Annotated in this window: 8 protein-coding genes; 2 read left to right on the forward strand and 6 right to left on the reverse strand. The window is 68.5% G+C overall.

From position 1 onward, the window contains the following. Positions 1-171: 171 nt before the first annotated feature. Genes ACWDRB_RS52650 through ACWDRB_RS52665 form a run of 4 tightly spaced genes read right to left on the reverse strand, consistent with a single transcriptional unit; the run spans position 172 to position 5325 of the window. On the reverse strand, positions 172-1638 hold the full coding sequence (locus tag ACWDRB_RS52650; RefSeq protein WP_449907915.1) for a hypothetical protein: 1467 nt from the start codon (positions 1636-1638) through the stop codon (positions 172-174). Then, positions 1635-2510 carry an OmpA family protein gene (locus tag ACWDRB_RS52655; RefSeq protein WP_449907917.1) on the reverse strand — a complete coding sequence of 292 codons (876 nt, stop codon included), beginning with the start codon at positions 2508-2510 and terminating at the stop codon, positions 1635-1637. Before ACWDRB_RS52655 ends, ACWDRB_RS52650 begins: the two co-directional genes overlap by 4 nt. Positions 2511-2521: 11 nt before the next feature. Continuing rightward, positions 2522-5005 (reverse strand): Hsp70 family protein, encoded by a 2484-nt coding sequence (locus tag ACWDRB_RS52660; RefSeq protein ID WP_449907919.1) that lies wholly within the window; start codon positions 5003-5005, stop codon positions 2522-2524. Further along, complete coding sequence (locus tag ACWDRB_RS52665; RefSeq protein WP_397375343.1) at positions 5002-5325, reverse strand: hypothetical protein; 324 nt, start codon at positions 5323-5325, stop codon at positions 5002-5004. The genes ACWDRB_RS52660 and ACWDRB_RS52665 overlap by 4 nt, the downstream gene beginning before the upstream one ends. A gap of 708 nt (positions 5326-6033) precedes the next feature. Here ACWDRB_RS52665 and ACWDRB_RS52670 point away from each other — a divergent pair. Both ACWDRB_RS52670 and ACWDRB_RS52675 read left to right on the forward strand, forming a co-directional pair. Continuing rightward, on the forward strand, positions 6034-7878 hold the full coding sequence (locus ACWDRB_RS52670) for a serine/threonine-protein kinase (RefSeq protein ID WP_449907922.1): 1845 nt from the start codon (positions 6034-6036) through the stop codon (positions 7876-7878). 76 nt (positions 7879-7954) lie between these two features. Continuing rightward, on the forward strand, positions 7955-8716 hold the full coding sequence (locus ACWDRB_RS52675; RefSeq protein ID WP_449907923.1) for an FHA domain-containing protein: 762 nt from the start codon (positions 7955-7957) through the stop codon (positions 8714-8716). 398 nt (positions 8717-9114) lie between these two features. On the opposite strand, the gene ACWDRB_RS52680 is transcribed toward ACWDRB_RS52675, so the two are convergent. Both ACWDRB_RS52680 and ACWDRB_RS52685 read right to left on the reverse strand, forming a co-directional pair. After that, a complete protein-coding gene (locus tag ACWDRB_RS52680) occupies positions 9115-10809 on the reverse strand; it encodes a glycoside hydrolase family 43 protein (protein ID WP_449907925.1) in 1695 nt (564 codons plus the stop codon). A 31-nt stretch (positions 10810-10840) separates the two neighbouring features. Then, positions 10841-12175, reverse strand: coding sequence for an extracellular catalytic domain type 1 short-chain-length polyhydroxyalkanoate depolymerase (locus ACWDRB_RS52685; RefSeq protein ID WP_449907927.1), 1335 nt, complete (start codon positions 12173-12175; stop codon positions 10841-10843). Between the last annotated feature and the right edge of the window lie 73 nt (positions 12176-12248).

Genomic DNA, 12248 nt, shown 5'->3' on the forward strand with positions numbered 1-12248 from the left:
GCCGCGCCGGGTTCGTTCTCCTTCGCCACCGCATCCTGCTCGGCTAACCACACTCCGTCACCACCGAAAGTGGGCCAGAGCCACTGACTGGACACCCCCCAGTTCGGCAACCCCGCCGCGCGGGCGTGTCCAGGTCAACGGCTCTGTCCCGTAGGTAGCCGGCATGGTTGGCTAGCGTCTGGCCTCCGACGGACGGTCACCGGGCCGCCAACCCTTGGCGTACAGCTCCTTGACCGGCCCGAACTCGGTGAGGTCGCGGCGCGAACCCGCGATCAGCCAGCTCGTCACGAAGATTCCGACCACGATCAGGACGGTGCCCAGGGCGATGGCGTCCATCAAGAACGCGACGACCGTAACCGCGGCCAAGGGTCCGATCAGCACGGACCCGGCGATTCTCCAGCCGCGCTTCCTCCTGCACCGGCGGCAGCGCGGCACGTGGACCGTAACCGTCCGCCAGGTTATCCGAGTCTGGTAGTACGCGGTCTCGCGGTTGACGTCACCGTGCATAGGCAGTTTCAGCGCGCACGCCTTGTCGGCGTCCTGTCCGCAGAAGAAGCAGGAGGCATAGGCGAGGTTGTCGCGAATGATGTCGACGTTCTCCTGTACGCGGTCACGGACCGATTCCGTGTTCGCCAGGGCGAGGGCGGGCTGGAGAAGGTCCAAAGATCGCTGATACCCCTTGGCCGTGTTGACGTAGGCCACGACGCAGCCGAGAACTGTCAGGGCCATGTCGTCACCGGTGTCCCGCACCACCCGGTGATCGTCGGGCAGCACGCCGGCCACCACTCTGAGAAGGGGCTTGGCCTCATCGAGGAACCGCTCGGCCAGCTCGTCCCCACGCCCAGGGGCCGCTCTGATGGCCTGCCCCGCGTTCTCGCACAGCGTCTTGATCCTGGACTTCTCATGCTCCACCGCGCCGTGCAGGGCCTCGTCGACCAGCTCGGACGCGAATCCGGACGCACGCATGCCGCTGATGTGCCCGCGTGAGTCCTTGAGCTGCCCGTCCCGTGCGGCTGCGACCGCCAGTTGGGCGTTGATTGCCAGCAGGGCAGCAGGCAGATCCTCGCGTATCCGGCGGACCGTGCCCGCGGTCAGCCGCGGATCGTCGAGTTCCTTGGCCCGTGCCCGCATCAGGTCCCAGAAGGAGTCGTCGGCAATCACCTCGGCCCAGCACTTGTAAGCCCGCTTCCACAGCCGTATGGCGTCGGCGTCCAGCCCGTCCGCGTCAAGCGCCCAAACGTGTGACAACACCGCGATGTTGTGCACCGCGATGGCCTTGGCGGGCCGCTTCGTCGTGCGCTCCCACACGCGGAGCGCGTCGTACGGCTCGCCCTTGAGCAGGGCGGCCATGGCGGCGTCGGTCTCGCCGTCGGCCATCGGCCACAGCCAGAACAGCTCGTCCACCAGCCGGGACACCGGATCCCTGAGCCGCTGTGCGGCCCGTTGCCGCGCGTCCTCGTCAGGGGGTTGCGCGGGCGGCAGTATCCCCTCGCTCGCACCGGCCCTGCCGAGGCTCTCCATGAGGCGCAGTTTCTCTGTGTGCCTCCGGATGTCGCGTGTCGTCGCGCGCACCGGGAGCCCCGTGATCCGGAAGGCGTTCTCCCGGTACAGGTCCGGCCGCAGCCCCACCAGCTTCATCCGGCGGCTCCGGAGATCCGCAGGGTGACCGTACGATTCCGAGCGTCGTCGCGGTACGGCGGCATGACCCCGCCCAGGGACGACAGCGCGAACCTGGTCGTGGGGATCCGCGACGTGGTGCGGAGGATCTCGCGAACGTAGGTAGCCCTGGCCAGGCCGAGGTCGGTGTTGCTGACGTACTCGCCGCCCGGCAGGAGCGCGTCGCGGTCCGTGTGGCCGACGACGGCCACGTCTATCTCGTTGGCGTACGGGCGCAGGCGCCTGCCCAGGCCGTCGAGCACGGCCTGGCCGCGGCGAGTCAGCTCGGTGCCCTGGCTGAACAGGGCCTCTTCGAAGACGATGGAGATCTCCCCCGGCGACCGCCTCACCCGGATTCCCGGCACATCGAGTCTCATGCGGGCGAGCACGTCGGGCTTCTCCGGCGGCGAGATCGTCACGACTGTCGGTGGGGCGGCGACCTCCTGGCCCGTCGGCAGGGCCGCGGGCTGCTGGGACATCCGCAGTCCGGCGGTCTCCAGGCGGATATCGACGAGCAGGACGAGCACCGCACCTGTGACCAGCACCGCGCACGTGGCGAGCAGGCCCTTGCCGAGCCCGCGCCGCCGGGCGGCGGGGCGCATGGCCGCGATCCGCCGCCGCCCGGCGGCGATCTCCGCCCCGCCTGGGGCCAGCCGCTCCGCCTCGGCCCAGCACTGGTCCGCCCGGTCGAGGTCGCCCTGCTGGGCGTGGATGCGAGCCAGCAGGTCCAGCACGGTCACGCTGGGCTCCTCCTGGAGATCTTCCAGCAGCTCCACGGCCTCGCCGTGGCGACCGCTCCGTGCCAGGGTCCTGGCCTGGGCCAGGACCAGCTCGCGGGTGATGGAAAGGGACATGGTCACCTGCTTCATGACCCGCGTACGACGGTGCTGGACAGATCGAGCGGTGGCGGCGCGGGCAGCATGCTCTCCAGTTCGCGGTTCACGTCGCGTACCGTCCTCATGTCGCCCCGCTCCATCGCCTTCCTGCCCGTGTCGATGAGCTGGGCGGCCTCGCGCCTGTCACGCATGTCAGGCAGCAGGCTCCGGAGATGGTCGAACCGGATGCGGGGGAGCTCGTCCGTTCTCTCCAGCACTTCCGCTGCCAGTCCGTACAGGTCGTCGACACGTCTCCTGAGCAGGTCGGCGTCATGAGCGTTGATCGCCTCCCGCATCGCGGACTCGAGCGTGGTCAGGGTCCGCTGGTCGTTCATGTCGCCCATGCTCAGCACGATGTCCCGGACGCCGGCCATCGTGTCCTTCGCCTCCTGGACCAGCTTGGGCCACTCCACCATCTCCTCGACCTCGTCAATGGCAACCTGGAGATCGAGCAGACGCTTGCCGCACTCCGTGGCGGCGTTCGGATCGGCGCGGGCCGCATCGACAAGCCGGTCGAGGTCCTTGGCGGTCCCTTCCGCGTCGATCCTGGCGAGCAGCGTCTCGGCCCTGGCGTCGCCGAGGTCGCCGGCCTCCGTGCGCAGCTCGTGCAGCCGGTGCTTTTCCGCATGCACCTTCCTGTTCAGCTCGTCGTGCGTGGGAGTCGTCTCGGTACGCAGGTTGACTACGTGCTCGAACTCCTCGTCAAGGAGCGGGATGTAGGCACGGGCGACGACCAGCCGGGATTCGTCGACCACCACGGAGAACTCCACTTCGCTGCCCGCCGGCACGTCACGGGTGACCTGGCCAGCATCGATCTGCAACCGGCCGACCCGCCGGTTGCGGTCGGCGCGCGAATGCTCGCCCTCCACGATCGGGATGCGGATGTAGCCCTCGAGACGGCTCCGGCTGAGCGCGATCGTGGTGCGCAGCGTGTGCCTGCGCCGCGCCGGGAGCGGCGTCCCCCTCGGGAGCAGCCAGGCCACGCCTTGGTCCTCCAGCCATACGCCGATCGCGTTGGTGAGCGTGGGTTGGGAGTCGACGGCTCCGACAGTGTAGGTCAGCCGGTCGGGGGTCACCTTGCGCCGGGTTCCCGAGCCGTCGGTGAGCTCGACGCGGAACGTGTTGGCCCGCCCGCGCTCGGCCCACAGTGTGGTGGTGAACGTCCCGCCGGCGTCCAGCGCGATCTTGCCGCTCCGCCACTCCGGCCGGGCCTCCGGGTTGACCAGCTCGATCGCGAACCCCGCTGTGTCCGCCCCCGACACCCGGCCTCCGATGAGCGGCTCGGTGTCCGCCCCCACCGGCTGGTAGGCCAGATCCACTACGTACTCACCGGCGGGCGGGACGGACAGCGGCTCCATGGCGTCCAGGCGTTGGGTTCCGGCGAAGATGGCGGCGCCCGTGGCCACGGCCGTGATGGGGTCCTTGCTGTGGTCGAGCGGGATCCCGAGCCCCTCCCGGGGGTCGGCAAGCCGTTCCCGGAGGTACGGCGACAGTGTGGGGCCGCCCACCAGCAGGACCTTCCCGATGTCGGCCGCGCCGAGCCCGCGCTCCTCCAGGGCCTTCTTGCAGAGGTTCACCGAGCGCACGATGAGCGGCTCGGTGAGCCGCTCCAGCTCCACCCGCCCCAGGTCGTAGAAGAAGTCGATATCGTCGCCACGGTCGTCCTTCAGCAAGAGGGAGATCGACGCGGAATCGCTCCGCGACAGCTCGATCTTGGCCTCTTCCGCGGCCCGCTTGAGCTGGCTGATGGTCGCGAGTGAGCTCGGGTTGCCCCGGCTGAGATCGGCGAACCGGTACTCCCTCGTCAGGGCCGGGACGAACAGTTCCTCGACGATCTTCCAGTCGATCAGCTTCCCGCCGAGGGTGTTGTCACCCCGGTGGTTGACGACGGTGAACTCGCCGTCCCTGATATTGACCACGGCCGCGTCGAACGTCCCGCCTCCCAGGTCGTACACCAGCCAGAAGGCGTTGTCAGCCGTGCTCTGGAACCCGTACGCCAGCGCGGCCGCGGTGGGCTCCTGCAGCAGCGGCGCGTGCTCCAGCCCGGCGAGCTTGGCGGCCTGCTTGGTCGCCTCGCAAGCGCTCAACTGGAAGGCCGCCGGCACCGTGATGACCGCCGCCCGCAGATCATCGCCGGTCCGCTGCGCTACGTCGCCCTTCAGTGACTTCAGCACTTCAGCGGACATCTCCTCCGGCGTCATCGACAGGCCGCCGTCGGCGAAGACCTTGGGCTGGTCTGTCATGCCCATCCTGGCCTTGAACTCGATGCAGGTGTTCTCGTGATCCAACTCGCTGCGCTTCTTGGCGACGTCGCCGACGTGGAGCCGTTCCGCTCGGTCGATCCAGATGGCGGAAGGAGTGATCTCTGATTGGCGGTTGTTCTTGACCACCTCGACATCGACGCCGTTCAGCACGGCGATCGAGCTGTTGGTGGTACCGAGGTCGATCCCGTAGCCGATCGTGGTCCTGGTCACGGGGTGGCTTCCTTCGCGACGGGGTCGGGGGTTCCCACGATCACCTCTCCTCGCTGAATCACATGATCGTTCAGGTAGATGCTCGGCCGGATGGTCTCCACCACCCGGTCACGGTCGAGTCCGAGCGCGGGCTGGTAGGACAGCACCTCGATCGCGAGCCCCGGGTCGAACGGATCGTTCAAGTGCTCCTGGATCTTGATGCCGGCCTGGGTGAAGGTATCCCAGGCCATCTCCAGGTAGCGGGTCACGGCCCGCGTCTCCCCCGGGAGCCGCCGCACCCGGCGATCGAGCCGCCAGATACTCGTCACCACCTCGGCCACCGAGCGCCCTGGGAGAGTGTCGTCCGGAGTCTCCGTGGGCCGGTCCCTCACGAGACGCTCGAACGCCACCAGGGCATCCTCAGGCCAGGCCGCAGCGTGGATGCGGAATTCCCTCGAGTGACGTAGCTGCCGTACCTGCGCCCTTATGGAACTCAGCAGTCCCACGTCCGCACGTCCCTTCCCGCTTGATCGCCGCTGTTCGACGCAAGGTAGCGCCACACATTCGGGACCGGTCCCGTCTTGCGTCTGACTCCTCGACCATGGACGTCCGTAAGTTTGGAGCGCGCGGTGTTCCGTACGGCCGATGAGGGGGAATCGCGGTGCTGTCTCGACTCCCACCATCCGGACCCAGCGCTCAGCAGGGCAGTTCGCCCTCGGCGTCCGCGGCGGCGTCTGCACCGCGGTGATGTCAGGCTCGGTGGCCTTGGTGTTGGCCTCAGCGCCGGGTTGGACGTAGCACATGGCGGTGCGGGGGTTCTTGTGGGGGGTCTTGCCCATGATGACCTGCAGGGGCACTTTGGCTTCGCCGAGGTGGGTGGCGGCGCTGTGGCGCAGCTGGTGCAGGTCGAGGCCGGCGTAGCAGTCTGGGCTGTACCGGGCTGACTTCGGGTGACATAGGCCGTCAAACGGGTGACCAAGACGCTGTGTATTTCCCCGCTCACCCAGTAAATTCGAGGTTCCCGGTGATCGGCGAGGGGAGAACGGACGGTGCGCCAGGGCAGGACGGTCGGCGGGCGCTACCGCCAGGAGACCTGCCTTGTCAGCAGCCGCGCCACAGAGGTCTGGGTGGCCCGCGACCTGCTGCTCAACCGGGATGTCGTGCTCAAACGCATGCTCGTGGACAACGCCGGCTTCAGCCGTTTACAGGCCGAGGCCCGCGCCCTGGCCGCCTTCAACCACCCGCACGTGGTCACCCTGTACGACGCCGTGCAGGACGAGGACGAGGCGGCATCGTGGATGGTGATGGAGCACGTGCCCGGCGGAAGCCTCGACGAACACCCGCCCATGCCGCCGCAGCAGGCGGCTCGGCTCGGCGCGCAGATCGCCGGCGCGCTGGCCGCCCTGCACGGCAAGGGCATCGTGCACCTGGACGTGAAGCCGGGCAACATCATCCTTACCGACGACGGTGTGACCAAGCTGGCCGACTTCGGCGCCGCGTACCGGGTCGGCGGCAGGGAGACGATCACGCCCAACGGCGCCATCAGCTACACCGTCGACTACGCCTCACCCGAGGTGGTCCTGGGGCGGCCGGAGCCGGTCTCGGATGTCTTCTCCCTCGGCGCCACCCTGTATGCGCTGGTCGCCGGGCGGCCGCCGCGGCCGGGGGCGGACGAGGAGGAGTCCGATTCGTACGTCACGGCGTGGGAGGCCGCGCGTGGCGCCGTCGATATGACGGCCGACGTCGGGCCGCTGGAGAGCCTGCTGGCGGACATGCTGCAGCGTGAGCCGGTGGAGCGGCCGAGCGCCGCTGAGGTCCAGCGGCGGTTGGAGAAGATCGAGGGATCCGCGGCGGCCCGTCCCCGGCGGTGGCCGTTCATCGTGGCGGGCGCGGCGCTGGTCGTTGTCGTCGCCGCTTACGCGGTGTATCACACGGTGAGCGGGCCGCCGGGCGAAAGGAACCCAGACGCGCTCACAGCAAGCTCGGCCAGTTCGGCCAGGCCCTCAGCCGGCCCGGCAGGGCACCCGGCCGGCACGGTCTCCCCATCGGTCAGCCCATCGGCTTCCCTGATCGGTGACCCGCGCACCGCCGACCCGTGCGCCCTGACCGACCCCGCCGCGCTCAGCCGGTTCGGCAGGACGGAGCTCGACGTCGACTACGGCAACTTCGACCGGTGCGACGTCATCGTGCTCCCTCCCGCCAAGGGCGTCGTCGACGTCAAAGTGCTGCTCGACCGTGACCCGCCGCCCGAGCGGGCCCGGCCGGCCAGGACCGTGGGCCCGATCGAGATCGTCCACGACCCCGCCGAGAGCACGGGGTGCTCACGCACGCTCTTGCTGCCCGGCGTCCATGACACCGTCGTGAAGGTCTTCGCGGACATGGTGGAGGACGGCGCAGCCGACCTGTGCGCCATCGCCGACGCCGCCACCACCACGGCGGCCCAAGTGCTCGCCGGCGGCCCGATCAAACGCCGCTCCCCGCCACCGCCCGCCGGCTCCCTGGTCCAGAAGGACGCCTGCGCGCTGCTGCGCGGCGACGCACACATCGACGCCGCCAACCTCGATCCCGGGTTCGGTGGATGGCAGTGCTCCTGGGACAGCACCACCGACGACACGTCGGTGTATCTGCAGTTCGACCGCGAACTCCTGCGAAACACCGAGGACGACGGGACGCCCACCCGCGTCAACGGCTACCGGGCCTTCGTCACGCCGAAGGGCGAGGGCGGCGGGACCTGCCTGCTCCAGGTGGTCTACCGGTCGTACACTGACCAGCGCGGCGAGACCGCCGTGGAGAAGGTGCGGATCGTGGTCGACGGCTCGCTCCCCACGGACCGGCTGTGCCGGATGGCCACCGACCTCGCTCGCTCCGCCGCTGCCCAGCTCCGCGGATCGTGACCTCTGGGACCGGTCCGGACGAACCCTGAGATCCTGCTTGTGCGCACATCCGACCAGCGCCGATGGAGGCGAAACGATGAGTGGCAGCCTCGCGCACGGCGTGGGCTCGGCCCTGCCCGGCACGCTGCACGCCCGTACGATCATGGGCGGTATCAGGGTACGACCTACCCCCGGTCGCAACGTGCGCTTCGGCCGCGCCGAACGCCCCGACGTCGACCTGAGCGTCGGCGTGGACGACCAGTCGGTGAGCCGCCTGCACGCCGAGGTGACCTACCGGGACGAACGGTGGTGGCTGCGTAACGTGGGCTGGCAGCTCCTGCGCCTGCCACGCGGCCGGCTGGTGCACTCCTCGACCGATCCCATCCCGCTGGCCGACGGCTACACCCCGCTGTTCATCAGGGGCTCCGGCTACCGGCAGCACCTGGTGGAGCTCTACGTCACCGGCGAGGACGGCGAGCCCCAGACGAACCGGCACCGGGCCGAGACCATCCCGCCCAGGATCTGGGATCTGAGCGACGCGGAACGCCTGCTCCTGGTGGTCCTGGGCGAGCACTATCTGCTGTACGAGGAGTCGCCCCGGCCGTTGACGTACAAGCAGGCCGCGGAGCGGCTGGCCTACCTCCGCCCGGAGGAGGGCTGGCGAGCACGCACCATCGAGAACAGGATCGAGATCGTCCGCCACCGCCTCGACGCCGGCGGCTTCCCGTACCCGCTGCTCCACGACAAGGACGCCGGCCGGCCGTACGACAACCAGCTCCTGCACAACCTCTTCAGGGGCCTGGTGGAGTCGACGACCCTGGTCCCGCCGGACCTGAACCTCCTGGAATCCGACCTATGACTCTGCGCCTGCCGAAAACCACATCCATGCACGTCAAGCAGGCCCTGCATCACTTCATAATCCGTGGGTCGGTGGTTCAAGTTCCACCCGCCCGCCGGCCTCTGAGCTCGTTTTTGATCATGGTTGCTCGGCGGTTGCTCTTGTGTACGGACCGTGTATCGCGGTAGATCGTTTAGGCGGCCATCGTCAACTCAGACCCCGGTGATGAGCAACAAAGGATCCGCTGCTTCTCGCGGGGATCCTTTCGGCTCTGTTTACAGGACGGGCTAGGGATTGATCGGCTGCATCACCTGCACGACAGCGCTGAGGACAAAGACGCAGGCCCGCCGAAGAAACGACGGGCCTGCCGGGTTCGGTGGTTCAGGTTGTGGCGTCGCCGGCTTGGGTCGGCAGAGTGATCAGCCGGGAGGTCTGGGCGCCTGCGGCTGCGGTGCTGACGAGGGCGGCGGTGGATTCCGCGGCGGCGCGGGCCACCTCTGGGTAGACGCCGGTGTAGGCGTCAGGGTGAAGGTGGACGAGACATGGCCGAGGGGCGTTCGGCATCGGGGAGTTCGACGACCGCGGCCGGTCACCGTGGGATTGAGGTCCTGGCGGGTGCCGGACCTTGCGCCGCACTTTCCTCCACCGGTGACAGACGACGGGGCTCCGCCGGACGCGCCCCAGCCCGTCGTGCTCTCCATGTCGCCGTTGGTCTGCAGGTTCCCGCCGGCAGCAGTGCCGCCGGTGAACTGCCACCCGTTGACGTTGAAGAGATTGCCGCTCCCGCCGGTGTACTTGAAGTACAGGTCATGGGTGCCCGTCGCGCCGTTCACCGGGCAGGTGACGGTCGTCCACGCCTGCCAGCCGCCGGTTCCCGGCACGGTGCAGGTCCCCACCAGCGTGCCGTTGACACCGTCGAGGTGGAGCTCGATCCGGCCGCCGCTGGTCGCGGAGGCCACCCGCGCGGTGAAGGACGTTGCGCCGGAGCCGAAGGCGACGCCCTTGACCTTGATGTGGTCGCCGTTCTCGATCCAGCCGACGTTCATGCCGCCCTCGCTGGAGGGCTCGGTCTCCACGCCTGACTCCCCGGCGATCGTCTCGGCCTCCTGGCGGACGTAGGGGTTCAGCGTGCCCACCTGGGGTGCTCCGGTCGTGGTCATGTTGATCATGGGGATGGTGCCGTCGGCGTTGTAGGTGAATTTCTCCACGGCGACCGAGCGGGTGAAGCCGCCGCCGCCCGGCAGGGCGCCGTTGTGGTAGAAGAAGTACGATCCGCCGTTGAAGTCGATGATTCCGGGGTGGTTGGTGAAGCTGCTGCCCTGCGTGGGCATGACCGTCCCGCGGTAGGTCCAGGGCCCGGTGGGGCCGGGGGCCGTCGAGTAGCCGATGAACTCTGAGCAGCATTTCGCCGCGAAGACGTTGTAGTACAGGCCGTTGCGCTTGTAGACCCAGGGTCCCTCTTCGTACAGGGTCGGTCGGCTCGTGTTGCCGGTGCGGGTGCCGAAGCCCGCGGTGGTGAGGGGGATCTGTGTGGGGCTGCCCGAGTACGAGATCATGTCTGGGTTGAGCCTGACGTACCACAGGCTGGGATTGCCCCAATACAGATAGGCCTGCCCGTTGTCGTCGATGAAGACGGTGGGATCGATCTCACCGTTCCTGACCAGCGGGCGCCCGATGGCGTCGGTGAAAGGCCCGGTGGGGCTGTTCGAGACCCCGACGCCGATGGCCATCTGACCGCTCGCCCGGTCTTTCACCGGTACGTACCAGTAGAACTTGCCGTTTCTGTAGACGGCCTGGCCGGCCCACGCGTCCGCGCTCGCCCAGCTGAAGGTGGCGACACTCATCGGCGAGCCGTGGTCGGTCCAGTTCACCATGTCCGCGGACGACCAGACCCGCCATTCCTTCATGGTGAAGTACGTCGAGCCGTCCTCGTCGTGTCCCGTATAGAGATAAACCCGGCCGTTGTGCACCAGCGGAGCGGGGTCGGCAGTGTAGATGGTCTGGACGATCGGGTTGTCCGCCCTGGCCGTGCCAGGGATCATCGTCACGAGGCAGAGCAGCGCCATGATCACAAGCGCGCCGCGCCCGGGTAAGACTTCGAACCGAAGTTTCATGATCACCTTCCGGATTGCGGACCGCGGCGCGTCAGGTACGGGTCCAGCGCTGGTTGGCGCCGCCGTGGCAGGTGTAGAGCTGGAGCCGGGTGCCGTTCGCGGTGCCCTGGCCCACGGCGTCCAGGCACAGCCCGGACTGCACGCCGGTGATGGAGCCGTCGGAGTTCACGCGCCACTTCTGGTTGTCTCCGCCCCAGCAGGAGTAGATCTGGATCCTGGCACCGTTGCCGGTCCCGGCCGCGTCGAGGCACTTGTTGCCATAGACCCTGATCTCGCCGGCCGAAGTGGCGGTCCATTGCTGGTTGTCCCGCCCGTTGCAGTCCCACAACTGCACTGCGGTGCCATCCGCGGTGGCAGCGTTCGGAACGTCCAGGCAACGTCCGGAACCCACTCCCCTGATGGGCCCGGTGCCGTCACCGGGCACGGTGGGAGTCGACGTCGGAGTGGACGAGCCGCCGTCCAGCCCGAAGAAGCGGATGGCGTAGACGGCCATCCCGGCGTGCGGCAGATCGTGGCCGGCGCCGGTGATGGTGTACGCCTCGACCTGCCCGGAGCCGAAGACTCGCCGAGTCCATCCGGATTGCGGGCTGTCAGTGGGGGCCGGAGTCTGGGTCAGTCCATGCACGTTGGTCCACTGGTCGACCTCTTCCTGCAGCATCGTGTACGGCAGCACGGAGTCGGCGGTGCCGTGCCAGGCCATCACGCGCGGCCGGGGCCCGGTGTAGCCGGGGTAGGCGTTCCTGACTAAATCGCCCCACTGCTGCGGCGTCTTGTCCCCGCATCCGGCGGGCCCGAGGCAGCCGTAAGGAACTCCGGAGAACGGCGCGCCGGCCTTGAACACGTCCGGATACGTGGCGAGCAGGTTGTTGGTCTCCATCGCGCCGGAGGAGAAGCCGGTGGCGAACACCCGCTCCGGGTCACCGTTGTAGCGCTGCAGCACGTAGGCCGTCATGGAGACGATCGACACCGGATCACTGCCGCCACCGTGGCGCAGGGCCTCGTTCGACCACACGTCGAAGCAGTTCGACATGCCGTTGGCGCTCTTGTTCGCCTGCGGGTAGATGACGATGAAACCGTACCGGTCGGCGAGTGAGGCGAACTCGGTGCCCTGGTGGAAGCCCGGGGCCCAGCCGTTGCAGCCGTGCATCGCCACCAGCACGCCGGGCCGGGAGGCCACTCTGTCGGGGACGTAGAGGTACATCCGCAGGCCGCCGGGGTTGGCTCCGAAGTTCGTCACTTCGGTCAGGGCCGCCGCCGACGCTCGCGGGGCAACGGTGAGGAACATGGACAGTGCGGCGGTTACGACAGCGATCAGAGCCGCCACGCCGGCTCCGATGGTGGCGTACGCCTTAGGACGCGGTTTCATTCGCTGCCCTTCTCTTCAACTATGGGGCTGCCGTCTTGGAGCGGACACGTCGGACGGCCCCTACCTCCGAGTC

This window comes from Nonomuraea sp. NPDC003707, from assembly GCF_053587055.1.

What these genes read in the sequence shown, in the direction of transcription:
- ACWDRB_RS52675 (WP_449907923.1), top strand. Translation starts at nt 7,955, where the DNA reads ATGAGTGGCAGCCTCGCGCACGGCGTGGGCTCGGCCCTGCCCGGCACG.
- ACWDRB_RS52655 (WP_449907917.1), bottom strand. Translation starts at nt 2,510, where the DNA reads ATGTCCCTTTCCATCACCCGCGAGCTGGTCCTGGCCCAGGCCAGGACC.
- ACWDRB_RS52685 (WP_449907927.1), bottom strand. Translation starts at nt 12,175, where the DNA reads ATGAAACCGCGTCCTAAGGCGTACGCCACCATCGGAGCCGGCGTGGCG.
- ACWDRB_RS52650 (WP_449907915.1), bottom strand. Translation starts at nt 1,638, where the DNA reads ATGAAGCTGGTGGGGCTGCGGCCGGACCTGTACCGGGAGAACGCCTTC.
- ACWDRB_RS52680 (WP_449907925.1), bottom strand. Translation starts at nt 10,809, where the DNA reads ATGAAACTTCGGTTCGAAGTCTTACCCGGGCGCGGCGCGCTTGTGATC.